Source organism: Geodermatophilus sp. SYSU D00079, assembly GCF_054050635.1.
Genome location: NZ_JBJGZS010000011.1, coordinates 46598 through 72100 on the forward strand (window position 1 = coordinate 46598; position 25503 = coordinate 72100).

Annotated in this window: 23 protein-coding genes and 1 riboswitch; of the genes, 10 read left to right on the plus strand and 13 right to left on the minus strand. The window is 77.2% G+C overall.

The window, feature by feature from the left end:
- Positions 1-32: 32 nt before the first annotated feature.
- A riboswitch (TPP riboswitch) is annotated at positions 33-136 on the plus strand.
- The 5 genes from ACI79E_RS11265 (at position 104) to ACI79E_RS11285 (ending at position 4048) form a co-directional block, all read left to right on the plus strand.
- Entirely contained in the window at positions 104-751 is a 648-nt protein-coding gene (locus tag ACI79E_RS11265) for an ECF transporter S component (protein WP_456932628.1), read from the plus strand. Its footprint overlaps the riboswitch before it by 33 nt.
- Positions 752-822: 71 nt before the next feature.
- Positions 823-2169, plus strand: a complete 1347-nt coding sequence (locus tag ACI79E_RS11270; RefSeq protein ID WP_456932629.1) for an ABC transporter ATP-binding protein — start codon at positions 823-825, stop codon at positions 2167-2169.
- The gene (locus tag ACI79E_RS11275) at positions 2166-2933 is read left to right on the plus strand and encodes an energy-coupling factor transporter transmembrane component T (protein WP_456932630.1); all 768 of its coding nucleotides are present in this window, start codon (positions 2166-2168) and stop codon (positions 2931-2933) included. Before ACI79E_RS11270 ends, ACI79E_RS11275 begins: the two co-directional genes overlap by 4 nt.
- A 36-nt stretch (positions 2934-2969) precedes the next feature.
- Positions 2970-3503 carry a DUF1697 domain-containing protein gene (locus ACI79E_RS11280; protein ID WP_456932631.1) on the plus strand — a complete coding sequence of 178 codons (534 nt, stop codon included), beginning with the start codon at positions 2970-2972 and terminating at the stop codon, positions 3501-3503.
- A 122-nt stretch (positions 3504-3625) separates the two neighbouring features.
- On the plus strand, positions 3626-4048 hold the full coding sequence (locus ACI79E_RS11285) for an ATP-binding protein (protein ID WP_456932632.1): 423 nt from the start codon (positions 3626-3628) through the stop codon (positions 4046-4048).
- 42 nt (positions 4049-4090) lie between these two features.
- Here ACI79E_RS11285 and ACI79E_RS11290 read toward each other — a convergent pair whose 3' ends face one another.
- The gene (locus ACI79E_RS11290) at positions 4091-6148 is read right to left on the minus strand and encodes a SpoIIE family protein phosphatase (RefSeq protein WP_456932633.1); all 2058 of its coding nucleotides are present in this window, start codon (positions 6146-6148) and stop codon (positions 4091-4093) included.
- 850 nt (positions 6149-6998) lie between these two features.
- Complete coding sequence (locus ACI79E_RS11295; RefSeq protein ID WP_456932634.1) at positions 6999-7709, minus strand: hypothetical protein; 711 nt, start codon at positions 7707-7709, stop codon at positions 6999-7001.
- A gap of 323 nt (positions 7710-8032) precedes the next feature.
- Between ACI79E_RS11295 and ACI79E_RS11300 the strand changes: the two genes are divergently transcribed.
- Together ACI79E_RS11300 and ACI79E_RS11305 are read left to right on the plus strand one after the other, a co-directional pair.
- Entirely contained in the window at positions 8033-9376 is a 1344-nt protein-coding gene (locus ACI79E_RS11300) for an APC family permease (RefSeq protein ID WP_456932635.1), read from the plus strand.
- Between the two features lie 12 nt (positions 9377-9388).
- Positions 9389-10342: a nucleoside hydrolase gene (locus ACI79E_RS11305; RefSeq protein ID WP_456932636.1), complete on the plus strand. Its 954-nt coding sequence runs from the start codon at positions 9389-9391 to the stop codon at positions 10340-10342.
- On the opposite strand, the gene ACI79E_RS11310 is transcribed toward ACI79E_RS11305, so the two are convergent.
- Positions 10335-11030 carry a GAF and ANTAR domain-containing protein gene (locus tag ACI79E_RS11310; protein ID WP_456932637.1) on the minus strand — a complete coding sequence of 232 codons (696 nt, stop codon included), beginning with the start codon at positions 11028-11030 and terminating at the stop codon, positions 10335-10337. The two genes, ACI79E_RS11305 and ACI79E_RS11310, sit on opposite strands and share 8 nt — an antisense overlap.
- A gap of 149 nt (positions 11031-11179) precedes the next feature.
- On the opposite strand from ACI79E_RS11310, the gene ACI79E_RS11315 reads away from it, so the two are divergent.
- Complete coding sequence (locus ACI79E_RS11315) at positions 11180-11677, plus strand: ATP-binding protein (protein WP_456932638.1); 498 nt, start codon at positions 11180-11182, stop codon at positions 11675-11677.
- Positions 11678-11692: 15 nt separating this feature from the next.
- On the opposite strand, the gene ACI79E_RS11320 is transcribed toward ACI79E_RS11315, so the two are convergent.
- The 8 genes from ACI79E_RS11320 to ACI79E_RS11355 form a co-directional block, all read right to left on the minus strand.
- Entirely contained in the window at positions 11693-13282 is a 1590-nt protein-coding gene (locus ACI79E_RS11320) for a GTPase (RefSeq protein ID WP_456932639.1), read from the minus strand.
- Entirely contained in the window at positions 13279-14976 is a 1698-nt protein-coding gene (locus ACI79E_RS11325; protein WP_456932640.1) for an ABC transporter, read from the minus strand. Before ACI79E_RS11325 ends, ACI79E_RS11320 begins: the two co-directional genes overlap by 4 nt.
- A gap of 29 nt (positions 14977-15005) precedes the next feature.
- Positions 15006-15656: a flagellar brake protein gene (locus ACI79E_RS11330; RefSeq protein WP_456932641.1), complete on the minus strand. Its 651-nt coding sequence runs from the start codon at positions 15654-15656 to the stop codon at positions 15006-15008.
- 75 nt (positions 15657-15731) lie between these two features.
- The gene (locus tag ACI79E_RS11335) at positions 15732-16334 is read right to left on the minus strand and encodes a GNAT family N-acetyltransferase (protein ID WP_456932642.1); all 603 of its coding nucleotides are present in this window, start codon (positions 16332-16334) and stop codon (positions 15732-15734) included.
- Positions 16335-16350: 16 nt separating this feature from the next.
- Positions 16351-17862 (minus strand): phospholipase D-like domain-containing protein, encoded by a 1512-nt coding sequence (locus tag ACI79E_RS11340; protein WP_456932643.1) that lies wholly within the window; start codon positions 17860-17862, stop codon positions 16351-16353.
- A 2-nt stretch (positions 17863-17864) separates the two neighbouring features.
- Positions 17865-18554: an NYN domain-containing protein gene (locus ACI79E_RS11345; RefSeq protein WP_456932644.1), complete on the minus strand. Its 690-nt coding sequence runs from the start codon at positions 18552-18554 to the stop codon at positions 17865-17867.
- Between the two features lie 146 nt (positions 18555-18700).
- Positions 18701-20746, minus strand: a complete 2046-nt coding sequence (locus ACI79E_RS11350) for an EAL domain-containing protein (RefSeq protein ID WP_456932645.1) — start codon at positions 20744-20746, stop codon at positions 18701-18703.
- Between the two features lie 172 nt (positions 20747-20918).
- The gene (locus tag ACI79E_RS11355; RefSeq protein ID WP_456932646.1) at positions 20919-22550 is read right to left on the minus strand and encodes an acyl-CoA dehydrogenase family protein; all 1632 of its coding nucleotides are present in this window, start codon (positions 22548-22550) and stop codon (positions 20919-20921) included.
- Positions 22551-22699: 149 nt separating this feature from the next.
- Here ACI79E_RS11355 and ACI79E_RS11360 point away from each other — a divergent pair, with 149 nt between their 5' ends.
- Positions 22700-22975 (plus strand): hypothetical protein, encoded by a 276-nt coding sequence (locus ACI79E_RS11360; protein WP_456932647.1) that lies wholly within the window; start codon positions 22700-22702, stop codon positions 22973-22975.
- A gap of 52 nt (positions 22976-23027) precedes the next feature.
- Here ACI79E_RS11360 and ACI79E_RS11365 read toward each other — a convergent pair whose 3' ends face one another.
- Both ACI79E_RS11365 and ACI79E_RS11370 read right to left on the minus strand, forming a co-directional pair.
- A complete protein-coding gene (locus ACI79E_RS11365; protein ID WP_456932648.1) occupies positions 23028-23423 on the minus strand; it encodes an SRPBCC family protein in 396 nt (131 codons plus the stop codon).
- Positions 23420-24691 carry a competence/damage-inducible protein A gene (locus ACI79E_RS11370; RefSeq protein WP_456932649.1) on the minus strand — a complete coding sequence of 424 codons (1272 nt, stop codon included), beginning with the start codon at positions 24689-24691 and terminating at the stop codon, positions 23420-23422. Before ACI79E_RS11370 ends, ACI79E_RS11365 begins: the two co-directional genes overlap by 4 nt.
- Before the next feature lie 150 nt (positions 24692-24841).
- Here ACI79E_RS11370 and ACI79E_RS11375 point away from each other — a divergent pair, with 150 nt between their 5' ends.
- Entirely contained in the window at positions 24842-25456 is a 615-nt protein-coding gene (locus ACI79E_RS11375) for a hypothetical protein (protein WP_456932650.1), read from the plus strand.
- The last annotated feature ends 47 nt before the right edge of the window (positions 25457-25503 follow it).

Genomic DNA, 25503 nt, shown 5'->3' on the forward strand with positions numbered 1-25503 from the left:
GGCGCAGCGGTCTAGGCTGGGCGGCACAACCGAACACACAGCAGGGGAGCGCCTCGGCGCTGAGAGTGCGGGATCCCGCAGACCCTCGAACCTGATCCGGGTCATGCCGGCGCAGGGAGTCTGGAGGAAGAACATGGCCGAGCAGGCCGTCCGTCCGTCGTCGGCTGCGCCCACCCGGGGCCGCCCCGGCCGCTGGCGCACCGTCGACATCGTCGTCACCGCCGTCCTCGGCGTCGCCTTCGGCGTCGTCTTCTGGGCCTGGGGCCTGCTGTGGGCCGGCACCGGGACGGCGTTCGCCGCCTTCCCGCCCGGGCAGGCCTTCATGTACGGCGTCTGGCTGGTGCCGGCGGTGCTCGCGCCGCTGGTGGTCCGCAAGCCCGGCGCCGGTCTGTTCGCCGAGCTGGTCGCGGCGGTGGTCTCCGCGCTGCTCGGCTCCGCCTGGGGGACGACGACGATCGTCTACGGCATCCTGCAGGGCCTGGCCGGTGAGGCCGGGTTCGCCGCGTTCCGGTACCGCTGGTTCGGCTGGGTGCCCGCGCTGCTGTCGGCGGTGCTGGCCGGGGCGATGGCCGCCGTCCTCGACCTCTTCTACTACTACCCCGACTGGACCGCGGGCTGGAAGACGACCTACGTCGGCCTCGTCGTGGCCGGCACCGCGGTCGTCGCCGGCGTGGGCAGCGTGCTGCTGACCCGGGCGCTGGCGGCCAGCGGCGCGCTGTCGTCGTTCGCCTCCGGCCGCACCCGGCACTGAACGGCACCGGCCCGGCCGCCGTCGCGCTGGCCGGGTGGGGGTTCCGGCACGCCACCCGCCGCGCGTGGGCCGTGCGCGACGTCGACCTGCGGATCGAGCCGGGTGAGCGAGTGCTGCTCACCGGCGCCTCGGGGTCGGGCAAGTCCACGCTGCTGCGCGCCCTGGGCGGGCTGCTGGACCCCGAGAGCGGCGACGCCGTCGGCGTGCTCACCGTCGACGGCGTCCCGCCGGACCGGAGGCGGCAGCGGGTCGGCATGGTCTTCCAGGACCCCGACGCGCAGCTGGTCATGACCCGCGCCGGGGACGACGTCGCCTTCGGGCTGGAGAACGCCGGCGCGCCGCCCGCGGTGATCTGGCCGGCCGTCGACGCGGCGCTGGACGCGGTCGGCTTCGACCTCGGCCGCGACCGGCCGACCGGGGCGCTGTCCGGCGGGCAGAAGCAGCGGCTGGTGCTGGCCGGTGCCCTCGCCCCGCGGCCGGGGCTGCTGCTGCTGGACGAGCCGACCGCCCAGCTGGACCCCGCCGGCGCCGAACTGGTCCGCGGCGCGGTCACCCGGGCCGTCGCCGGCCGCGGCGCCACGCTGGTCGTCGTCGACCACGACATCGAGGGCTGGCTGCCGCTGGTCGACCGGGTCGTGGAGCTGCTCCCGAGCGGTGGCGCCGTCGAGCACGGGGCCGGGTGGACGCCGGCGCCGCTGCGCTTCCCCGACCGCTGCCCGCACCCGCCCGGCGAGCCGCTGCTCACCGCCGCCGCCGCCGGGTACACCCACCGCGGGTCCGCCGTCCCCGCGCTGCCGCCGACCGACGCCGTCCTCCGCGCCGGCCGGACGCTGGCGGTGACCGGCCCCAACGGCACCGGCAAGTCCACGCTGGCGCTGCTGCTGGCCGGGTTGCGCGCGCCCACCACCGGGCAGGTCACCGCCGCGCCGGCGCTCACCGCGGGCCTGCGCCGTCCCGGCCGGCCGCCGTCGCGCTGGCCGGCGGCGGAGCTGGTGGAACGGATCGGGACGGTGTTCCAGCACCCGGAGCACCAGTTCCTCACCGGCCGGGTCCGCGACGAGCTGTCGCTGGGGCCGCTGCGGTCCGGGGCCGGCGCCGCGCAGGCCCACGCCACCGCCGAGGAGTTGCTCGAGCGGCTCGGCCTGGCCCCGCTGGCCGAGGCCAACCCGTTCACCCTCTCCGGCGGCCAGCAGCGGCGGCTGTCGGTCGCCACGGCGCTGGCCACCCGCCCGCGGGTGCTGGTCCTCGACGAGCCGACCTTCGGGCAGGACCGCGACACCTGGGCCGGGCTGGTCGCGCTGCTCGCCGAGCAGCAGGACGGCGAGCGGGCGCTGTGCCTGGTCACCCACGACGCCGCGGTCGTCGCCGCGCTGGCCGACGACGTCCTCCCCCTCGGCGCACCGGTGGCCGTGCCGTGACCGCCCCGCTCGCGCTCGGCCCGGCCCGTCCCGTCCCGCTGTCGGCGGTCAACCCGGTGGCCCAGCTCTCCGCCATCGCCCTGGTGACGGCGGTGCTGCTGGTCAGCGGCGACCTGGTGACCCCGGCGGTCCTGCTCGCCGCGGAGCTCGCGCTGCTGCCCGCCGCCGGGCTCACCCGTCCCCGCGAGGTGCTGCGGCGCACCTGGCCGCTGCTGCTGAGCGCGGCCGGCGTGGCGTGGGTCAACGTCGCCTTTGGGGCGCTGGACGGCGCGGCCGCGTGGCTCAGCGGCGCCACCTGGGGGCTGCGGGTGGTGGCGCTGGCGCTGCCCGGGGTGCTGCTCGTGGCCTCGACCGACCCGGTGCGGCTGGCCGACGCGCTCACCGTGCACTGGCGGGTGTCCACCCGGTTCGCCTACGGCGCGCTGGCCGCGCTGCGGCTGGTGCCGCTGCTGGCCGCGGAGTGGGAGACCATCCGCTCGGCCCGCCGCGCCCGCGGCGTGGCCGCCGGCGCGAACCCGGTCGCCGCGGCCCGGCTGTTCGCCGGCACCGCCTTCGCTCTGCTGGTGGCCGCGCTGCGCCGCGGCACCCGGCTGGCCACCGCCATGGACGCCCGGGGTTTCGACTCCGGCGTGCGGCGCACCAACGCCCGCGGGTCGGTGCTGCGGCGCAGCGACGGCTGGTTCGTCGCCGCCGCGGCCGCGGTCTGCGTCGCGGCGGTCGTCACCAGCGTGGCGCTCGGCACGTGGGACCCGCTGCTCGGGTGACCGGCCCGGGCGTCCCGCGCCGCTACGGTCCCGGACGTGGGCACCCGCTACGTCGTCCTGCTGCGCGGCATCAACGTCGGCCGCGCCCGGCAGATCGGGATGGCCGACCTCCGCGAGGCCCTCACCGCCCGCGGCCACCGGGACGTCCGCACCCACCTGCGCAGCGGCAACGTCGTCCTGGACAGCTCCCTCGGCGAGGCCGAGCTGGTGGACGACGTCGCGGCGGCCGTGCGCGAGCGCTTCGGCGCCCCGGTGCCCGTCGTCGTCCGCACCGGGGCGGAGGTGGCCGCCCTCGTGGCCGCCGATCCGCTGGGCGACGTCGCGACCGACCCGGCCCGGTACCTCGTGACCTTCCTCCCGCGGGCCCCGGACCCCGAGCGGGTCGCGGCGCTGCCCCCGGCCGACGTCGGCGCGTACCGCGTGGTCGGCCGGGAGCTGTTCCTGTGGTTGCCCGACGGCGTCAGCGCCACCCCGCTGGGTGCCTGGCGGTGGGACGCCCTGCTCGGCGTCGAGGGCACGGGGCGGAACTGGAACACGGTCCGGAAGCTGGCCGAGATGGCCGCCGTGTGACACCGGTAACAGCCAGGTTTAACGGCACTCCACCGGGCGCATACGCAGGTGTTCGGCCCGCCAGCGGGACGGGCACCGCTACGCCCTCCGGGCGATGTCGAGCACGTGAGGGGACCGACGGCGTGACACGGGAGACGGCCGGGCCGGTGTGGCCGTCCGCGACCCCCCCGCCCGCCCGCGAGGCGCTGACCTGGGAACTCGCCGCCGTCGCGGAGCTCCCCGGCGTGCGCGCCGACCTGCGCCGGCACCTCAGAGACCCCGGGCTGGCCGACCTCCGCGACCGGCTGGTCCTGGCACTGGACGAGATGGCCTCCAACGCGCTCCGGCACGGTGGTGGCCAGGTGCGGGCCGCGGTGCGCACGACCGGCGACTGCTGGCTGATCGAGGTCTCCGACACCGCCGTCAGCACGCCCCCGTCCCCCGCGGTGGGCCGCGACCCGAGCGAGGGCGGGCTGGGCCTCTACCTGATCGCCGAGCTGGCCACGTCGCACGGCTGGTACACCGCCGCCGGCGCCAAGCACGTCTGGGCCGTCCTCGCGCCGTGACACCGCGGGCGCCCGCGACCGGGTGCCGCGCCGGGGTCCCCGCTAGTCCTGGGGGTGCAGGCGGATCGCCACGAGGGCGATGTCGTCCTGCAGCCCCGAGGGGCGCAGACGCTCGATGACGGCGTCGCAGAACTCCTCCAGCGGCAGGGCACCCAGCTCCTCCAGCGCCGTCCGCAGGCGGGCGATGCCGTCGTCCAGCGGCAGGTCCCGGCCCTCGACGAGGCCGTCGGTGTACAGCAGCACGGTCGCGCCCCGCCGGAAGGTCACCACGCTCTCGGTGCGCCGTGCGGACGGGTCCACGCCGAGCATGAGCTCCGGGCGGCCGGCCACGAGCTCCTCCACCCGCCCGTCGTCGTGCAGCAGCAGCGGCGGCGGGTGCCCGGCGTTGGACCAGCGCAGGCTGGTCAGGCCGGCCGCGCGCTGCTCCGGGGTCTGCTCGACGCGGGCGACGGCAGCGGTCGCCATCGTGGGCATGCCCAGCCCCTGGACGGCGGCGTCGAGGTCGCTGAGCACCTGGGCGGGTCCGATCCCCTGGCGGTAGGCGATGCCGCGCAGCAGCCCGCGCAGCTGCCCCATGGCCGCCGCGGCCGCGGTGTCGTGGCCCACGACGTCGCCGATGACCAGCACCGCCGCCCCGCCGGGCTGCAGGAAGGCGTCGTACCAGTCGCCGCCCACCTCGGCGGCCTCCACCGCGGGCCGGTACCGGACCACGATCTCGGCGGAGTCCGGCGCCGGCGGATCGGTGAGCAGGCTGCGCTGCAGCCCCTCGGCCAGCCCGCGCTGCTGCTGGTACAGGCGGGCGCTGTCGATCGCCAGGGCCACCCGGGAGGCGACCTCCTGGGCGGCGGCCACGTCGTCGGCGTCGGCTCCCGGCCGGTCGGCCGAGCGGTAGATGCTCAGCGCGCCGAGGGTCCGGCCGCGGGCCGACAGCGGCAGGGTGACCGCCGACCGCGGCGCCAGCCGCCAGAACACGTCGCTGACCTCGCCCGGGGGGAGGGTGTGGCCCACCGCCGCGCCGACGTCGTCCACGGTCAGCGTCCGGCCACTGGCCAGGGCCCGCAGGACGGGCGCGTCCGGCCGGATCGACGCCAGCCTCAGGTCGGCGTAGCGGGCCACGGTGGCGCGCTCGGCCGGGTCCCGGTGCCAGGTCGCGACGTCGCGCATGCGGCCGTCCTCACCGGAGAGGCTGACGATCACCCAGTCCCCCAGCACCGGCACGACCGCCTCGGCCAGCCGCTGCAGGGCGGCCTCCTCGCCCTCCCCGGCGGTGAGCGTGCCGCCGGTCATGGCGCTCACCTCGGCGATCACGGCCAGGCGCGCGGCGCTGTCCCGGGCCCGCGCCTGCGCCGCCCGCCGCTCGGTGACGTCGAGGAAGTAGACCGAGAGCCCGTCGGGGCCCGGCCAGGCCCGCACCTCGTACCAGGCGTCGAGGGGGGCAGGGTAGTGGGCCTCGAAGACCCGCTCCTCGCCGGTCGCCGCCGCGCCGCGGTAGTTCACCTCGAAGTCGCTGTCGACGGCAGCCGGGTAGAGCTCCCAGATGTCGCCGCCGAGCAGCTCCTCGCGGGGGCGGCCGAGCACCCGCTCGGCCTCGGCGTTGACGTAGGTGAACCGCCACTCGCGGTCGAGGGCGAAGAAGGCGGCGTTCATCGCCTCCAGCACCCGGGCCACCCGGGCGTCGGCCTGCCGGTGGTTGGTGGTGTCGTAGCCGGCACCGAGCAGCCGGACCGCGGCGCCCCGCTCGTCGGTCAGGGCCCGGCCGCGACCCTGCACCCAGCGGGTCTCCCCGGTGGGCAGGACGACCCGGAACTCCGCCTCGTAGTCGCCGCAGGTCTCGATCGCGTGCTGCAGCGACTCGAGCGTCCGCGCGGCGTCGTCGGGGTGCAGCCGCGCGGCGAACGCGTCGATGCTGCCGTCGAAGCCGTCCCGGGTGTAACCGAAGATCGCCAGCAGGCGGTCGTCCCACACCAGCCGCCCGGTGACCAGGTCCCAGTCGAAGCTGCCGATGCCGGCTGCCTCGATCGCGAGCTCCTGCCGCAGGCGCGCGGCCGCGAGCTCGGTGGGGGGGCGGCCGTCGCCCAGGCGCGGCCGGTCCGGGCTCACGGTCGACTCTCTCGCATTCCTGGGCCGGACGAGAGGGGAACCGACGGGACACGGCCTCGTCGGCACCACCTGGGGGCTCTCCGGACGCACGGGCCGGCTCCCCTTTCTCTCATGGCGACGGCGCTCCCGCCAACTCCTGTGTCGCAACCGTCACCGCATCGGCAGGTCCCGCCCCCGGGGTCAGGGGAGGCGGGACCGGGACGGAGGACCGCTCCGGGGAGCAGTGCCCTCCACCGTGGGGAACGAGCCGGTGACCGGATGGATACGCCCCGGGTACGACGAGACGGCGGGCGCCCCGGTCCGGGAGGGGCGCCCGCCGTCTCGGCGGGGAGGGCGGATGCGTCGTCCGCCGGCACGAGGGCACGTCCTGCGCTCGCGGGCGTCCAGCGTCGCGGTGCCTGCCGGCCCGGTCCCGGGCCGGTCGGACCGGTCGCTCCGTCGACTCCCGGTCGCCGGCGGCGGGCCGGCGGCTCGGTCCCCCGCAGCGCCTCCGTCGGTGCCGGCGGACCCGGGGGCGCGGGTGCGGCGGGACGGGGCGTCCCGGTCCGGCGGGACCTGGTGCCGGCGGCCGGCCGACCAGCGGTCCGCGCCTCCCTGGAGGGTCCGCGCACTGCGTCGGAGCGCAGTCGGCGGGGGGTCGAGGCGGGGACCGGTGGTGCGGGACGGCGGGGCCGGCGCAGGCGCTGCGTCGGAGGGGACGACCGGGCGGTGCGGGGTCGGCCAGGAGTACGGAGGACCGGTGCCGGGGCGACGGGGTGCGGTTCCCGGGCGAGGGGCGGGAACCGGCGGCCGGCGGCCGGCAGGCGGTGCGGAGGACGGCGTCCGCGGCAGGGCCGTGGTCGCGCTGGGGTCAGCCGGGTGGCTGTCCCCGGGCCGGTGGGGGCCGCGGGTCACCGCGCGCCCGGGCCAGGCCGGAGGCCCGTGCGCTCCGAGGGCGGTGCCCCGCCGGCGCGGTTCCCGGGGAGGGGGTGGGCCGCGGTGCCGGCACCTGCCGGGCGAGCGGGGGGACCACCGGGACGCGGGGGAGGGCGACCGGCCGGGGAGTCCGGGCCGGGAGCAGCGCCGCGGCGGGGGAAGGCGCCGCGGGCCGGATCGTGGGCGTGCTGGGCAGCTCGGTGAGGAGCACCGGGCCGTCGGCACGCGGGGCCGGGGCGACGGGGCGCCCCCAGGCGAGGTGGGCGCCACCGGGCCCGGCGCCCCAGAGCGCCAGGCGACGGGTCAGCGTGCGCAGCCGGGCACCCAGGCCGCGGGGGACCGCGCGCAGCCGGGCGCCCAGGCCCGGGCGCGGCTCGGCCACGACCGCCGGCTCCGGCGGGGCGACCGGCGCCGGCGCCACGGCCGGACGTGGCCGCGGGACCGGCACGGGACGGGCGGGCGGGAGCGGACGGACGCCGCGGGCGGTGCGTGCCTGCCCGGGCCGCAGCACCGCGGCCCGGGTCGGCCGGGGCCGGCCGCGCAGCGGCAGGTCGTCGGCCCGCTCGAGCACGTCGAGCAGGCCGCTCAGGCTGAGGTCGTCGGACACGCGCGACGAGCGGAGCACCGGTGCCCGGTCCATCGCCATGCCGTCCTCCTGCAGGTGTCGCCGCGGCGGGGAAGGTGCCGCGGACAAGGGGAAAGGTAGGGACGGCGGCCCTCCCGGACGGCGTTCCCGGACACGTCCTGGAGGGCGCGTGACCGAACCGTTGTGAGGGCTCCCCGGGCCGGCCGGTCACCCCTCCCCCGCGGCGGGACCTTGTCGACAAGCCGTGCCGTGCCGAGCGTGGAAGCCCCTGGTCAGCGCGTCGGTCACCCCGGGACACGCCCCGGGGCCCGGCGTGTCCGCCCCCGTGCAGGGGGCCACCGCGCCGGCTTGCCGGGGCCCGCGGGGCTGCCCAGACTCGACCGGTGACCGACCAGGCCGAACCCACCACGAAGCTGCGCCGCGCCGTCAGCGGCCGGCTGCTGTACCTGTTCATCCTCGGCGACGTCCTCGGCGCCGGCGTGTACGCGCTGGTGGGCGAGGTGGCCGCCGAGGTGGGCGGGGCGGTGTGGGTCCCCCTGGCCGTGGCGCTCGTGCTGGCGCTGCTGACCGCGGCCTCCTACGCCGAGCTGGTCACCAAGTACCCGCGGGCCGGCGGCTCGGCGGTGTTCGCCGAGCGGGCGTTCGGGCGTCCGGTCGTGGCGTTCCTCGTCGGCTTCTGCATGCTCGCCGCCGGGGTGACCAGCGCCGCCGGGCTCGCCCTGGCCTTCGCCGGCGACTACCTCGGCGTCTTCCTCGACGTGCCGGCCACCCCGGCCGCGCTGGCGTTCCTCGTGCTGGTGGCGCTGCTCAACGCCCGCGGCATCCAGGAGTCGCTGCGCGCCAACATGGTCATGACGCTCGTGGAGACCTCGGGCCTGGTGCTGGTCGTCGTCCTCGGGGCCGTCGTCCTGGGTCGGGGGGACGGCGATCCCGGCCGGGTCGTGGAGTTCCCGCCCGGGGTGTCCGCCGCGTCCGCCGTGCTGGCCGCGGCGCTGCTGGCCTACTACTCCTTCGTCGGCTTCGAGACCTCGGCGAACATCGCCGAGGAGGTGCGCGACGTGCGCCGGGTCTACCCGCGGGCGCTGTTCGGCGCGCTGCTGACCGCCGGCGTCGTGTACGTGCTGGTCGGCCTCGCGGCGACCGCGGTGCTGCCGCCGGAGGAGCTGGCCGGCTCCAGCGGCCCGCTGCTGGAGGTGGTGCGCGCCGCCGACGCGGGCATCCCCGACCAGCTGTTCAGCGCGATCGCGCTGGTGGCGGTGGCCAACGGGGCGCTGCTCACGATGATCATGGCCAGCCGGATGGCGTTCGGCATGGCCGACCAGGGCCTGCTGCCGCGCGGCCTGGGCCGCGTGCTGCCGCACCGGCGCACGCCGTGGGTGGCGATCGTGGTCACGACGGCGGTCGCGATGGTGCTGACCGCGACCGGCACGCTGGCCGCGCTGGCCAACACCGTCGTCCTGCTGCTCCTGCTGGTCTTCCTCAGCACGAACACCGCGGTGCTGGTGCTGCGCCGCGACCGGGTCGACGCGCCGCACTTCCGCGCCCCGGTGGTGGTGCCGGTGCTCGCCATCGGCTCGTGCCTGCTCCTGCTCTGGCAGCAGGAGGCCGGCACCTGGCTGCGCGCCGGCATCCTGCTGGCCGTCGGCGTGCTGCTGCACCTGGGCACCCAGGCCACCCGCCGGCGCCAGGACCGGTCGCGGTCCGCCGAGACGGCTCCCACCGGCTGACAGGATGGCGCGGTGGCCGACCGCACCCCCCTGGTGATCGACACCGACCCCGGCATCGACGACGCGCTGGCGATCCTGCTGGCGCTGGGCAGCCCGGAGGTGGACCTGCGGCTGGTCACCACGGTGCACGGCAACGTCGACCTGGTGCAGACCACGGACAACGCGCTGCGCGTGCTGCACCTGGCCGGGCGCTCCGACGTCCCGGTGGCCGCCGGCGCCCGCGACTCGCTGGTGTACCGGCAGCCCGAGCGGGCCGGTCACGTGCACGGGTCCACCGGCCTCGGCGGGGTGGAGCTCGCCCCCTCACCGGTGGCCGCGGACCCCCGGCCGGCCGTCGTCGCCCTCGCCGAGCTGCTGCTGCAGGCCGACACGCCGGTGACCGTGGCCGCGATCGGACCGTGGACGAACATCGCGCTGCTGCTGGCGACCTACCCGGAGGCCGCCGAGCGGATCGGCCGCCTGGTGCTCATGGGCGGGTCCGCGGCCCGCGGCGGCAACGTCACCGCCGCCGCCGAGTTCAACGTGTGGGCCGATCCCGAGGCCGCCCAGCGGGTGCTCGGCTCGGGCGTCCCCACCGTCCTCGTCGGGCTCGACGTCACCCTGCCCACCGTCCTCGACGCCGAGGGGATCGCCCGGTTCGCCGCGGCCGGGCCGGTGGGCGCCACCGCGGCGGCCGTCCTGCAGCAGTACGTGGACCACGCCCGCTCGGCGTACGGCACCTCGGGCGTCGTCGTCCACGACGCGCTGGCGCTGACGGAGGCGATCGTGCCGGGCACGCTGGGCACGGTGCGGCGGGACGTCGTCGTCGACACCACCCTGGGCGCCGGCCGCGGGCAGACGCTGGTCGACCGCCGCCGCGTGTCCGACTCCCCCACCGCCGTCGACGTCGCCGAGACCGTGGACAGCCCGGCGGCGGTGGAGTTCCTGGTCGGCCGGCTGGAGGGGCTGGCCCGGGCGGTCAGCTGACCGGGCGGTCCTGCACCGAGGCCACGATGCCGCCGGCGATGTCGCGCAGCTTGCGGTTGTAGCGCTGGGAGGCGTCCCGCAGCACCTCGAACGCCTGGTCCGCGTCGACGTGCCGCTGCGCCATGAGCACGCCCTTGGCCTGCTCGATGACCGCGCGGGACTCCATCGCCAGCCGCAGGTTGCGCGCCTGCTCGCCCAGCCGGTCGTGGGCGTCGGCGTTGGCCACCGCGACGGCCACGGCGTCGGCCACCTCGAGGGCTGCGGCGAGCGACTGCGGGGTGGCGAAGGCCTCCGGCGCGGACGCGTAGTTGTTCAGCGCCCCGATCGAGTTGCCCTGGTAGGGCAGCGGGATCGACAGCGAACTGCGGACGCCGATGGCCTGCACGCGGGCCACGTAGTCCGGCCAGCGCTGCTCGGTGGCCATGTCGTCGATGCGGAGCACCACGCCCCCGCGGCCGGCGTCCATGCACGGCCCGTACCCCTGCTCGTACTGCAGCTCGTCGGCCGCCAGCGCCATCTCGCCGTGGTGGGCCGCGGTGAACGCCTTGTCCCCGCGGATCAGCGTGATCGAGGACGACTCCGTGCCGGGGATGCTGCGGGCGGCGATGGCGGTGACCTCGCCGAGGACGTCGTCGAGCGCGCGGTCGGCGAGGACCACCCGGCTCAGGGCACGCCAGAGTTCCTCCACGGCGGTCAGTCTGCCGTCCGGCACGGGTCTCCGGGAACGCCCCACCGGCTTCGGGCCCCCGCCGCTGCGCGACCGGCTCCCGTCGGCCAGGATGGGGGTCGGCCGGACGACCGGCCGGCTGACGCTCAGCATCGGCGGAGGAGGTCGCTGTGGGCCAGGAGCCGTGGCCGCAGGCACCGGTCCCCTCCGTGCCCGGCGACGTCTGGCACTGGCAGCTGGAGACGATGCACGTCGTCTCCCGGGTCCGGTCGGACCTGCGGGCCCGCATCGCGCACCCGTCGGTCTCCTCGTCCTCCACCGAGGACGCCCGCGACGGCCTGCTGCTGGTCTTCGAGGAGCTGGCGTCCAACGCCCTGCGCCACGGCGGCGGCGCCGTCCGTGCCCTCGTGGTCGCCGGCCCCGAGGGCTGGCTGCTCGACCTCAGCGACGAGGCGCCCGAGCGGCCGCCCGTGCCCGCGGTCGACCGGGACCCCGCGCTCGGCGGCATGGGGCTGCACCTGGTGGCCCAGCTGTCCAGCGACTACGGCTGGGAGGGCCGCCCGGGCCGCAAGCACGTCTGGGCCCGCCTGCCCAACGGCCGGCAGCCGATCGAGGCCGCCCACGACCGCGTCCCCGAGCCGCGGGCCCCGGAGGTCCCGCGGGAGTAGGGGTCGGGCCCCGGGCTACCTCCCGGCCCTCGTGACCGCCGCGCAGAAGCGGGCGTGGTCCTCCCGCACCGCCGCCATCGGCGCGAGCACCTCCTCCTGCGCGACCACGTCGACCGCGGCCTCCAGCCGCTGCGTCGCCCGGCGGGCGAGGCGGCGGGCCCGCGCCCCGACCAGCGGCCGGGCCACGAGCGCCAGCAGCGCCCCGGCCAGCAGCCCGCCGACCAGCAGCAGCGTCGGCAACGGCAGCCCCTCCACCCGGGGCAGCGGGACGACGTCGTCCAGCTGGAAGAAGCCCAGGGCCACCAGCGCCAGCAGCCACAGCGCCCCGGCCAGGGCCACGAGCACGAGCAGCCACTGCAGGCCGCCCACGCCCCGCTGCCACAGGGGGGTGCGCTGCGGGCCGAGGTCGGTGCCGGCCACCGCGCGGTCGAGCTCGTCGGCCAGGCGCTCCTCGGAGACCTCCACCGTGCGCCGCAGGTCGTCCCGCCACGCCTGCGGCAGGCCCTCGCCGGCGGACTCGCGGGCCTGCCGCACGGCCCGGGTCACCGCGGCCTTCTGCACCGCGCCCGCGGCCGGCAGCGACGTGCGCGCCGTTCCCTGCCCGTCCTGCGCCGCGCCCAGGTGCAGCCGGTCGAGCGGGTCGGCCCGCAGCTTGCGGGTCCACCGCACCAGGGGCCAGCCGGTGGCCGCCGTCCCGCTGCGCCGGACCGAGCGCTCCACGGCGCCGGCCACCGCCGGCACCCCCGCCGCGTCGGCCAGGGCCTCGGTGAGCTGCTCGCGGTCCCCCCGGCCGACCCCCGGGCCGCCGCCGTCCCCGCACTGGGCCGACAGCGCGCCCGCCGCGGCCCGCACGTCGGCGGTGAGCCGGTCGGTGGCCGCCCGGCGGGCGGAGACCCGCGTGGCCAGCTCCGCGCGCAGCTCCCCCACGCCGGTGCCCGTGCGGGCGGAGACGGCCAGCAGCGGCGTCCCGGCCAGGCCCTCCCGGTCCAGCAGGGCGCGCAGGTCGGTCAGGCAGGCGCGGGCGGACGCCGGGTCGAGCCGGTCGACCTGGTTGAGGACGACCAGCAGCACCCCGGCGTGCCCGGCCAGCGGCACCAGGTACCGCTCGTGGACGGCGGCGTCGGCGTACTTCTCCGGGTCGAGCACCCACACCAGCACGTCGACCAGCTGCACCAGCCGGTCGACCTCGAGCCGGTGCTCCAGCTTGATGCTGTCGTGGTCGGGGAGGTCGAGCAGCACCAGCCCGTCGAGGGCCGGCTCGGGGGCGTGCCGGTGCCGGCGGGGCACCTCCAGCCAGTCGAGCAGCCGGTCGGCGCCGTCCGCGCCCCAGACGGTGGCGTGCGCGACGCCGGTCGTCGGCCGGCGGACGCCGGGTGTGCTGACCTCGCTGCCCGACAGCGCGTTGAACAGCGTGGACTTGCCGCTGCCGGTGGCCCCGGCCAGCGCGACCACGGTGGCGTCGCCCAGCGCCTCCCGCGCGCCGGCCTTGGCCAGCAGCGCCCGCGCCTGCGCGACCTCCGGCACCTCCAGCCGCTCCTCGGCCACCTCGACGGCCTCGCGCAGGGCCGCCAGCCGGTCGGCCAGCGGCGGCCTCCGCCGGCTCATGCCCCCGCCCGTGCCGCGGTGAGGGCAGCGGCGGCGGCCCGCAACCGCCCGGCGTCGTCCGGGCCCGGCGCCGCGGCGTCGACCAGGTCGTCGAAGCGGCCCTGCTCGTACCGGAGGAGGGTGTCGGCGCGGGCCTGGAGGTCCTCCCGGGCGCGGGCAGCCAGCGACCGGACGGCGGCGTCCCCGAAGACCGCCTCCAGCAGCCGCTGGCCGACCGCCGTCGTCCCCCCGGCCACCGCGACCTCGCCCCCGGTGAGCCCGCCGGTCTGCGCGAAGACGGCGACCATGACGACGGCACCGGCCCCGTTGACGCCCCAGGACAGGACGCGGGCGCGGGTGCGCTTGCCGGCGCCCTCCTCGCGGACGAGGTCCAGCACGTACCCCTGCCAGTCGCGGACCTGCGCCGACGCCGCCTCGGGGAAGTCGTCGGAGACCCGCTCGAGGTCCTCGTCGGCGGCGGCCAGCAGGCCCGGGCCGCCCGGCAGCGCCCGCCAGGCGGTGACCGTCCGCTCGGCGGCGCGGTCGGCCTCGGCGCGCAGCAGGGTCTCCACGCTGGACTCCAGGGCGCCGGTGAGGTCGTCGGCCGGGGAGGCGCGGCCGGTCAGCGCGGCGGTCACCCGGTCGCGCAGCCGGCCGATCGAGGTCTGCAGGGAGCGCATCCACTCGCCGGTGCCGACGAACTCCTGCCAGCGGGCGAGCACCTCACCGCGCAGCAGGCTGCCGCTGCGCACGCCCTCGTCGATGCCCTCGTAGGCGGCGGTGTAGGCGGCCGCGGCGGCGTCGCGCAGCGCCGCGGCCGCCCCCACCTGCTCGTCCACCGCGGCGGCGATGCCGGCCACCCGCTCCTCCAGGCTGGCCAGCGCACCGGTGAGCGTCTGGCGGACGACGGCGGCGCGCTGCTCCTGGTCGGCGGCGAGGGCGTGCAGCCACTGCCGCAGCGGGGCCACCTGCTCGTCGGGGAGGAAGCCGTCGACGAGCGGGCGCTCCTCGACGACGAACAGCCGGGCGCCGGCCAGCCCGGCCCGCTGGAGCATCCCCTCCAGGTCGGGGGCGATCTCCGCCGCAGCGCCCGGCGGCACGCGGTCCAGGACGACGGCCAGCGCGGTGCCCCGCTCCTGCGCGGTCCGCAGGAGGTCCCAGGGGACGGCGTCGGCGTAGCGGGCCGCGGTGGTGACGAAGACCCACAGGTCGGCGGCGGCCAGGAGCTGCGCGGCGAGCTCCCGGTTGGACTCCACCACCGAGTCGACGTCCGGCGCGTCCAGCACCGCCAGGCCGGGCGGGACGTCGTCCCGTGGCACGAGCTGCAGGGTGCCGGGGCCCCCGGCGCCGCCGGTCACCCGGGCCAGGCCGGGGAGCACCCGGTCGCCGGAGAAGGCGGCGGTGTCGGCCCGCGCGCAGACCAGCACGGGCGCGCGGGTGGTGGGCCGCAGCACCCCGGCGGTGGTGACGGGGGCACCCACCAGGCTGTTGACCAGCGTGGACTTGCCGGCGCCGGTGGAGCCGCCGACGACGGTCAGCAGCGGGGCGTCGAGGTCGCGCAGCCGGGGCAGCAGGTAGTCGTCGACCTGCTCGACCACGCCGCGGGCGGCGCGGCGGGCCCGGTCGGCGGCGGGCGCGGACAAGCCGAGGGGGGCCGCGGCGACGGCGTCCCGCAACGCGGCCAGGGCGTCGGGCAGCCGCGCGGGGAGGGTCATCCCCGGGGTCTATCCCGGTGAGGCGGTTGTTAGTCGGCGAGCACCGCGTCCGACTGGCGGGCGCGCTCCTCGCGCAGCGCCTGGAACACCCGCCGCCGCAGCCGGTCCTGCTCCTTCTCGGCCAGGTCGACGAAGCGGAGGGAGAGGTGCCAGCGGGAGGCCCGGGTCTGCTGGCGCACGACCTCGGCCACGGTGGCCAGCACGCCGCTCTCCAGCTCCAGCGTCAGGCCCATGCGGGCGCCGGGCAGCGGCGGGTTGCCGTAGGCCTCCACCACGGCGCGGCACCCGGCCTCGCTGAAGTCCAGGGTCTCGCCCTCGACGTCCACCCCGTTGACCGCCGCGAGCACCGGGAGGCAGACGCGGGCGCGCACCGCCGTCCGCCGCTGGGTCTCCTCCGCCGGCGAGGTGACCGCCAGGTGCCAGCGCGGCACCGCGCCGCGCTGCACGGTGGTGACCTCGGCCATCAGGGAACGGCCGCCCTCGGGGCCCATCCAGAACACCGACACCTGCTCGCCGACCCGGACCACGGTCTGCTCGACGTACTCGCCGGCCGACGGGCGGACCACCACGGCGGTGGGGCCGGTCGACTCCACCCGGGCGCTGACCGACAGGCTGCGCGACGCCGTGCTGATCTCGGCCTCGCTGTCCTGCATCGGGTGGTCGACGCCGGGGGTGCTCATCGGTCTCCGTTCCGGTTCCACGGCGCCTCGGGGACGCCGTCAGGAGACCGTAACCGCCACCGCGCCGGACGACGCTCAGGGACGGGGGGCGACACCCCCGTCGAGGGAGGCGCGCAGCCGCGCCCGGGCGGCCGGCCAGTCGTCGTCGGTCATGGCGAACTGCACCGTCGTCCGCCAGGTCCCGTCGCGGCGGAGGCGGTGCTTGCGCAGCCGGCCCTCCTCGGCGGCGCCGAGGGCGGCGATGGCCGCCCTCGACCGCGCGTTGCGCTCGTCGGTGTGCCAGACGACGCGGACGGCGCCCAGGTGCTCGAAGGCGTGGGTCAGCAGCAGCAGCTTGGCCTCGCGGTTCACCCCGGTGCGCTGGGCGCCCGCGGCCAGCCAGGTGTGACCGATGGCCAGCGCGCGGCGGGCCTCGTCGACGTCGTAGCAGCTGGTGGTGCCGAGGAAGGCACCGGTCGCCGGGTCGAGCTGGGCGAGGGGACGCCGGTCCGGCTCGGCGCGGGCGGCGGCGATCTGCGCGGCCGCGTCCGGCCGGGTGACCGGCCGCGGGATGGTCAGGTGCGTGAAGACGTCGCCGTCGGCGGCGGCCAGCCACCCGTCGGCGTGCTGCTCGGTCAGCGGGACCAGCACCACCCGCCGGCCGCGGAGGGTCGGGGTCTCCTGCCAGGCGCCGTCCACCGGCCCATCGTGCCGGTCACCGTCCGCGGGCGCGGCGGACCCGCGGCCGGAAGCTGCGGCGGACCCGCTGCCAGCGGTTCGGCGTCCGCTCGGCGTCCAGGAGCTCGGTGTCGGCCAGCACCCGCTCCAGCGGACCGAGCTCGGGGGGTGTGAACGGCACCAGCGAGCGTCCCTGCGGCCGGCGCAGCCGCTCCACCGCAGCCAGGAGGGAGCCGCCGCACGCGGCCACCGTCGCGGCGACGTCCGCCGGCGGCACGCCCAGGTGCTCGCCGAGCAGGCGGTCCCGCAGGCCGGTGATCGTCCCGGCGAGCTCGTCGCGGCGCGGGTCGCCGTCGCGGGCCTCGATCGACAGGTCGCACTCGGTGTCCAGCCCCATGGAGCGGTTGTTGAGGTTGGCCGAGCCGATCCGCAGCAGCCGGTCGTCGACGACGAGCACCTTGGCGTGCACGTAGACCGGCCGCCGTCCGACGGTGACCGGCACGTACAGCCGGAACCGGCCGTGGACGTCGGCGTCGGCGACCAGCGCCAGGAGCTTGGCGCGGGCGGTGCCCATCGCCTTCTCCTCCAGCCAGCCGTCGGCGCTCTCCGGGTTGACGACGACGAACTCCGGCCCGTCGTCCTCCCGCAGCCGCTCGGCGATCGCCTCGGCGACCCGCCGGTTGGCGAAGTACTGGCTCTCCACGTACACGGTGCGCCGGGCGGCGGCGATCGCGGCCAGCCACAGCAGCTCCACCTCGTGCACGAGGCTCTGCCCGCCGTGCTCGGGGCGGGTGCGGGAGATGGCGACGTCGACGTCGGTCAGGAGCGGCTCGACCTCCGGCGGCCAGCACGCCTCGACGTCGGGGACCGGCTCGAGGCTGCGGCCGGTGCCGCTGGCCCAGCGCTCCCGCGCGAGGTCACCGAGCGCCCGGGCGGCCGGGCCGGACACCAGGCTGGTGACGTCGTGCCACGGGCCGGTGGGACGGTGCGTGGAGGGGCGGCGGCGCAGCGGCTGCCGGTCGAGGTGCTCGGGGGTGTCCCAGCGGTCGGCGGTGACGTCGATGCCGCCGGCGAAGGCGAGGCAGTCGTCGATGACCACGATCTTCTGGTGGTGGGCACCGCCGACGGGGTGGTGGGTGTCGACGGTCAGCGTCAGCCGCTCGGGGGTGCGCCGGTTGAGCCAGACGATCGGCGCCAGCCCCCGGCCCAGGCCGACGACCATCCCGTAGTCCCACATCAGGACGCCGATCTCCAGCTGCGGGTTGGCCCGGACGGCGTCCTCCAGGACCCGGCCCAGCTTGTCCGCCCGGCGGGCCCCGGAGTGCCGGCGTCCCGACCGGCGGGGGTCCATGCGGATCCGCGGGTCGAAGTCCCAGCCGATGAACAGCACCCGCCGCTGGGCCCGCAGCACCGCCCCCTTGAGCGCGGCGAAGTAGTCGGCGGCGTCGACGAACACCGCGTGCCGGTCGGCGCGCTCCACCCGCCAGCAGGTCTCGCCGGGCACCAGGAGCTCCTCGGCGAGGACCGGGCCGGCCCCGTCCTCGGGCACCGTCAGCCGTTGCGGCGCAGGAAGCCCGACACGAACTCGCGCAGGCTGCGGGTGGGCCGCAGCCAGGCGCCGTCGGGCGGCAGGGCGTCGAGGCGGACCCGGTCCAGCGGCTCGACGAACGCGCCGGGCACGTCCTCGATGTCGATGAACTCGAGCAGGTCCGAGCCGATCGCGTAGCCGGCCACCTCGCTGAACGCGACGACGACGACCTGGGTGCCGGTGCGGGCCAGCTCCTCCAGCGGCTCGGCGAAGTTGCGCCCGTCTCCGGAGAAGACCACGAGCCGGCGCAGCCGGTGGCTGTGCTGCCGGACGGCGATGTGGTCGAGCATGTCCTGGTCGATGTCGTCGTCGGGCTGGGTCTTGGGCCGGGCGAAGACGGCGAACCCGAAGTTGCGCAGTGCCTCCACCCAGCGCTGCAGCGAGCCGACGACCGGCGGGATGTTGGCGAAGACGCAGGCCTCGACCTCGGGGGCGTCGGGGGCACCGGGGTCGCCGGCGCCCTCGACGAACCACGCCGCGATGGCGTCGAACCGGGGCCGGGACGCCGCGGTGGGCCGGGCGCCGATCACCGTCGACAGGGTCATGTCGATGTTGGGCGCGTCCCAGATGAGCAGGTCCAGCGCCGGGCGGGCCCGGCCCTGCGGCTGGGTGTCCTCGGCTGCCGGTTCGCCGGCGAGGTCCAGGTCGGTCACGGGGGCAGTCTGCCCGGTCACCGACGGCACCGCCGACGGGACACCCGCCGGACGCGGCGGCCCGGCGGGGGCGGTGGCGCGGCGGGTGCGGCGGCGCAGCCGGGACCCGCCGTCCCCGGCCGCCGGCGGTGCGGACACGGGACGGCTCAGCGGCTGTGCCCCTGCAGGGCGAGGGCGCAGGAGTCACCGCCGGCCTCGCGGACCCGGGAGGCCCAGCGCATGACCTCCCCGGCGGGCATCGGGCGGGCCAGGAGGTAGCCCTGGGCCATGTCGCACCCGGCCTCGCGGACCATCTGCAGGTGCTCGGCGGTCTCGACGCCCTCGGCCACCGAGCGGATGCCCAGGGTGCGGGCGAGGGAGACGATCGCGGCGAGCACCGCACCGGTGCCCCCGGCGGCCAGCCGGGCGGCCGCGGTCAGCAGCGAGCGGTCGATCTTCAGCGTGCCGATCGGCAGCGCGAGCAGCTGGGCGAGGGAGGACCAGCCGGTCCCGAAGTCGTCGATCGCCACCCGGACGCCGGAGTTGCGCAGCACCGACAGCTGGTCCTCGGCGCGGGTCGGGTCCTCGGCGACGCTGGTCTCGGTCAGCTCGAGCACGAGCCGCTCGGCCGGCAGCCCGGAGTCGTGCAGCGCCACGCGGACGTCGCGGACCAGCGTCTCGGCGGAGAAGTGCCGGGCGCTGATGTTCACCGACATGCGCAGCCGCAGGCCCTCGGCCTCCCACTGGGCGGCCTGCCGGGTCGTCTCCGTGAGCAGCCAGCGGGTGATCGGGATGAGCTGGCCGGTCTCCTCGGCGACGGAGAGGAAGGCGTCGGGGGAGAGCAGGCCCCGTTCCGGGTGCTGCCAGCGCAGCAGCGCCTCCACCCCGTCGACCTCGCCCGTGTCGACGCGGACCACCGGCTGGTAGTGGACGACGAACTGGTCGACCGCGCCGTCGCGGAGCCGGTTGGCCACCTCCAGCCGCCACCGCGCCGCGTCGCGCAGCCCGGGGGAGAACAGGTGGATGCGGTCGCGACCGGCGCCCTTGGCGGCGTAGGCGGCCGCGTCGGCATCGCTGAGCAGCTGGTGGGCCTGGCGGACGCCGGGCTGGGCGGCGGCGACGCCGATGCTGACCGACAGCGGTACGGAGATGCCGGAGGCCAGGAACGGCCGGGTGAACGACGTCTGCAGCCGGAAGGCGAGCGCCGCGGCCTCGGAGGTGTCGCAGTGGCGGGCGAGGACCAGGAACTGGTCGCCGCCGAGCCGGCCCACGCTGTCGGTCGGGCGCACCTGGTCGGACAGGCGGGCACCGACCTGCCGCAGCAGCTCGTCGCCGACGGCGTGGCCGAGGGAGTCGTTGACGGTCTTGAACCCGTCGAGGTCGAGGAACAGCAGCGCCGCCCGGCCACCGGGTTCGGCCAGCGCCTCGCCGATCAGGGCCAGCAGCCGGGAGCGGTTGGGCAGCCCGGTGAGGTCGTCGTGGCTGGCCTGCCACGCGAGCGCCTCCTGGTCGCGGACCCGCTCGGTGATGTCGATGTGGGTGACCACGACGCGACCGGAGTCCTCGACCCGCGCCGCCTGCAGGCGGAACCAGGCGTGCTCCTCGTCGAGCGCGTGCGCGTAGTCGTGGGTGAACGACCGGTCGGACACCCCGGGGCCGCCGGCCAGCAGCTCGCCGACGCCGCGGACGATCACCTCCCGGTCCTCCCCGTGGATGCTCTGCGAGAAGACCGCGAGGTAGTCGTCGCCCACCCTGGCCGGCTGGTACCCGGAGCGCTGCACGAGCTCCGACGCCGCGCTCCACCGCCGGTTGGCCGACACGATGCGGCCGGTGTGGTCGAGCAGGACCGTGGGCGAGGGGAGGCCGTCGAGGACGGCGGTGAGCTGGGCGAGCTCCTGGTCGCGGGCGCGGCGGCGCCGGCGCTCCTCGTCGACGTCCCGGAGGAAGACGGTGAGGCCGTCGGGGCCGGGGAAGACCCGGGCCTCGTACCACCGGTCGCGCGGGCGGTAGTGGAACTCGACGGTGCGGGCCCGACCGTCGGCGAGGGCGGCGCGGTAGCGCTCCTCCAGCGCGGTGCCGCGGGCCTCGGGGAAGCACTCGAGGGAGTCCTGGCCGACCAGGTCGTGCACCGCGCGGCCGAGCAGCCCGGCGGCGGCGGCGTTCACGTAGGTGAAGCGGCCCTCGGCGTCGAGGCGGTAGACGGCGTCGGGCACCGCCGACAGGGGATCGGCCGTAGCCCCCGCGTGGACGTGTCGGTGCACCCTGCCCGCTTCCTCTTCCCCCTGCGGCTGTCGGCCCCTCTCCTCCAGGGCCACACCACCACCCGCCCGGCGGGCGGCGCAACGGCGTATGTCGCACCACCGAGGGTAACGGCACGCGTGTAATTCAGGGAGACGGAACGGTCGCCCGATCGACGATGCTGGTCAGGGCGGCGTCGGCGGGCAGCGTGCCCAGCACCGGTCCCCAGTCGCCCCCGAGCCGGGTGGCACAGAAGGCGTCGGCGACCTCCGGTGGCGCCGACCGCACCAGCAGCGACCCCTGCAGGCACAGCGCGAGCAGACCGGCCACGCGGCGGGCCCGCACGGGCAGGCCGTCGGCGTCGGCGAGCTCGGCGGAGAGCCGGGCGACGGCCCCGTCGAGGCGCCGGTCGGCGCCGCGGGCGAGGTCCAGCTCCGCGCGGACGGCGGCCAGCGACTCCGAGGAGCGGCCCAGGGCCCGGAGGACGTCGAGCGCGATGACGTTGCCGGAGCCCTCCCAGATGGAGTTCAGCGGCGCCTGGCGGTAGAGCCGGGGCAGGCCGGACTCCTCGACGTACCCGTTGCCGCCGAGCACCTCCAGCGCCTCGGCGACCGCGGTGGGGGTGCGTTTGCAGACCCAGAACTTCGCCGCCGCGCCGGCCAGCCGGAGGAACGCGGACTCCCCCGCGTCCACGGCGGCGGCCAGCCGGACGGCCAGCGCGGTGGCCGCCTCGCTCTCCACGGCGAGGTCGGCCAGCACGTTGCGCATGAGCGGCTGGTCGACCAGCAGGGCGCCGAACGCCCGCCGGTGCCGGGCGTGGTGGATCGCCTGCGTGAGCGCGGCGCGCACCGTGGCGGCCGACCCGAGGACGCAGTCCAGCCGCGTCGTGTTGACCATCTCGATGATCGTGGGGACGCCGCGACCGGGCTCGCCCACCAGCCATGCCGTCGTCCCCTCGAACTCGACCTCGCTGGAGGCGTTGGAGCGGTCGCCGAGCTTGTCCTTGAGGCGCTGCAGCCGGAAGACGTTGCGCGTGCCGTCGGGCAGGACACGGGGCACGAGGAAACACGAGACCCCCTCGGGGAGCTGCGCGAGCACCAGGAAGAGGTCGCTCATCGGGGCGCTGGTGAACCACTTGTGGCCGGTCAGGGCGTACGTCCCGTCCGCGTTCGGGACGGCGCGGGTGGTGTTGGCCCGGACGTCGGAGCCGCCCTGCTTCTCGGTCATCCCCATGCCGGCGACCAGGCCGCGCTTGCCGGTCGGCTCGGTCAGGCCGAACTCGTAGGCCGGCGCGGTCAGGCCGGGCTCGTACCTGGCGGCGAGCTCCGGGGCGGTCCGCAGCGCCGGGACGACCGCGTAGGTCATCGTCACCGGGCAGGCGTGGCCCATCTCGACCTGCGTCCAGCCGAGGTAGCCGACGGCGCGGCGGACGTGCGCGTGCGGGTCCCGGTGGGCGGGGTCCCGGTGCCACGGGGCGCCGGCGAGGCCGTGCTCGAACGCGGTGCGCATGAGCTCGTGCCAGGCCGGGTGGAACTCGACCTCGTCGACCCGGTGGCCGTAGCGGTCGTGGGTCCGGAGACGGGGCGGGTTCTCGTCGGCCAGCCGGCCCCACTCCTGGGCCTGCTCGCTGCCGGTCAGCGCACCCAGGGCCTTGAGCGAGTCGAGCGTGGACTGGTCGGCGTGCCGCAGACAGGCCTCGCTGAGCACGGCGTCCCCGGCGATCGGGTCGTGCCCGGCCAGCGGGGGGACCTGGTTGGTGACCTCGTGCGTGACGCCCATGCGCGGACCGTACGACGGCTCGGTTCCACGTGGAACGCGACCGGCGCGCGGTGTCTGCCGCCCCGGGGCGGTCGTGTCGCACCGGTGCCCACGGGCACGATGCGGGGGTGCGCGGTCCACGGTTGGCATCCCAGCGGACGATGGCTGCCGTGGCGCGTTGGCTCCGTGGCGGCGCCGAAGAGGACTGGTTCACGGCACTCGGTACGTCGATGCGGCCGGCGGTGCGGGTCGTCCAGCGCGTGCGACTGCGGCGTCCGTCGCGCGACGAGCCCCTGACCGGTCGAGTGGCACTGGTCCGCGTGGACGGCCGCTGGTGGCTGCACCGCGTGGTGGCCGAGGAGCCGGGGCGTGTGCGGATCGCAGGGGACAACGGCATGGTCAACGGTTGGACACCCCGCGGTGAGGTCGCCGGCCTGCTCCTCTGAACCGAGCACGAGCACACCCGCGCCCGCTCGTCACAGCGACGCCGCGCCCGCCTCAGCCCAGCGGGCGGACCAGGCGGCCGATCGCGAGACGCGCCAGGGGCGCGTAGCCCAGCACCAGCGGCGCCGGGCCGTCGATCCGCAGGCCGGTCGTGCTGCCGCCGTCCGGCCCCTCGGCCACCCAGTGCAGCAGCCGCAGCCGCACCGGGCCCACCGACACGGTCCACGACCACCGTCGTGCCGCCTCGTCCACCGCGTCGACGACGAAGGGCAGCGCCAGGCCCAGCGGGGTCCGGACCCGGCCGCGCGACCCGGAGGCCAGCCGCGCGACGGGGAACTCGACCGCGGTGATCTGCGGCGCCCACCCCGGCCATCGGGCCGGCACCGCATAGCGCTCCCACACCTCGGCCGGCGGCTCGGGGCCCGTCGCGTGCAGGGTCAGCACGGTCACGCCGGTGGGCCGCCGAGCAGGAGCTGCCGCAGCATGTGCATCGCGAGGGTCACCGATCGCTGGCGCACCGCGGACCGCGACCCGGGCAGGACGACCGACCGCGGCTGCCGCCCGTCCGGACCGACCGCGCACAGGTGCACGGTGCCGACCGGCTTGTCCGGCGTCCCGCCACCGGGGCCGGCGATGCCGGTGATGCCGATGCCGACGTCGGCGCCGAACCGCTCCCGCGCCCCCTCGGCCAGCGCCGCCGCCACCTGGGTGCTGACCGCACCGTGCTGCTCGAGCAGCTCCGCCGGGACGCCGACCAGTGCCTCCTTGGCCGAGTTCGCGTAGGACGCCACCCCGCCGAGCACCCACGCCGAGGACCCGGGCCGCTCGGTCAGCCGGGCCACGAGCAGCCCGCTGGTGCACGACTCGGCGGTCGCGACGGTGAGCCCGCGGTCACCGAGCGCCCCGGCCACCAGGTCGTCCACGGTCGGGCCGGTGGAGAACAGGTGCTCCCCGTGCGCCGTCCGCACCGCCTCGACCAGTCGGTCGTACACCGGCTGGGCCTCGGGCCCGAAGCGGGTCACGATCTCCAGCTCGCCGTCCCGGAGGCAGGTCGTGATCTCCAGGCCGGGGAACTCGTGCTCGCGGAGGGTGGCGGCCAGCTGCGACTCCAGCGTCCCCCACAGCCGCACCGTCTCCTGCCGCAGCTCGCTGCGGCCGGCCAGCGCCCGCTGCACCTGCTCGTCGGCCAGCGCGGCCGGCCACATGCCCTGGAGCTCGGAGGGCGGGCCGGGCAGGACGACGACCAGCGGCCCGTCCCTCCCCTCCCCCGGCGGGACGACGAGCCCCGGCGCCGTCCCGACCGGCGGCAGCACCGTGGCGCCGGCCGGGACCATGGCCTGCTTGCGGACGCCGGCGGCCGTGGCCTCGGCGTCGGCGCGGAACCCGCGGCCGTCCATGAGCCCCTCGACGATGCCGGCGACGTGCCGCTCCACCTCCGGGTCGAGGGCGACCGGCCGGCCCTGCGCGTCGCCGACGATCTCCGCGGTGAGGTCGTCGGCCGTGGGGCCGAGCCCCCCGGTGGTGATGACGACGTCCTCACCGGAGAGGAAGCGCAGTGCGGCACGGAGGTCGTCGGCCCGGTCGCCGACCACGAGCACGGTGCCGACGTCCACCCCCAGCAGTCGCAGCTGCTCGGCCAGCCAGGGCCCGTTGCGGTCGGTCACCCGCCCGGTGAGGACCTCGGTACCGGTGACGACGATGCCTGCGCGAGCGCCCACCCGGCCGACCCTAGTGATGGCCCGCGGCCGCCGCGCCCGGGGCGCCGGACCCGCCGGGCGCCTCCCGGGCCGCGACCGCACCCGCCGTTACCGTGCCGGGGACGAACTGGTCCGGCGCCGCTGACCCGGCCCGCGCGAACGAGGAGAGCCGTGAGCCACCCCACGACCAGCCCCCAGCCCGTCGCTCCCACGGGGACGCAGGAGATCCCGGTGGGCGGGGCCACGGCGGCGGGCACGCAGCAGCTCCCGCGGACCGACGTCCCGCCGGCCGAGCCGGTCGCGCCGGTGGCCACCGAGCAGCCCGTGCAGCCGACCGGGCCGGTCGAGTTCGTCCCCAGTCTGCCCGGCGCCGGCACGCCACCCCCGCCCGCCCCGGCCAAGGCCCCGCGCGCGCCGCGCACCCCCGCTCAGCGTGCCGCGCTGGCCGGCGCCGGCCTCACCGCCGCGAGCCTCGTGCTGCTCCAGCTGGGCCTGGCGCTGCGCTCCGGCACCGACTCCTCCTGGACGACGGTGCCGCTGTGGTCGGCCTTCGCCACGCTCGCCACCCTGCTCGGGCTGCTGCCGTCGGCCGGCCGCCTCCTCGGCGACCGGCTGGGTCAGGGCACGGCGTGGAAGGTGGCCGCGGGCGGGCTGACCGGCCTGGCCGCCTTCTGGGTGCTCGTGGTGCTGCCGCGGGCCGACAGCGACCGCGGCTTCCTCCTCACCGCCGCGCTGGCCGCGCTGGGGGCGGCGCTCTGGGTCACCGCCCCGACCCGTCGCGGCTGAGGCGACCCCGAGCTCCTCCCGGCACCGGCAGCCGGCCGCCGCAGGCC

Bases quoted from the DNA above. Each gene is read 5' to 3' on its own strand.
- ACI79E_RS11265 (WP_456932628.1), top strand. From the start codon at position 104: ATGCCGGCGCAGGGAGTCTGGAGGAAGAACATGGCCGAGCAGGCCGTC.
- ACI79E_RS11320 (WP_456932639.1), bottom strand. From the start codon at position 13,282: ATGAGCCGGCGGAGGCCGCCGCTGGCCGACCGGCTGGCGGCCCTGCGC.
- ACI79E_RS11330 (WP_456932641.1), bottom strand. From the start codon at position 15,656: ATGAGCACCCCCGGCGTCGACCACCCGATGCAGGACAGCGAGGCCGAG.
- ACI79E_RS11355 (WP_456932646.1), bottom strand. From the start codon at position 22,550: ATGGGCGTCACGCACGAGGTCACCAACCAGGTCCCCCCGCTGGCCGGG.
- ACI79E_RS11295 (WP_456932634.1), bottom strand. From the start codon at position 7,709: ATGGCGATGGACCGGGCACCGGTGCTCCGCTCGTCGCGCGTGTCCGAC.
- ACI79E_RS11325 (WP_456932640.1), bottom strand. From the start codon at position 14,976: ATGACCCTCCCCGCGCGGCTGCCCGACGCCCTGGCCGCGTTGCGGGAC.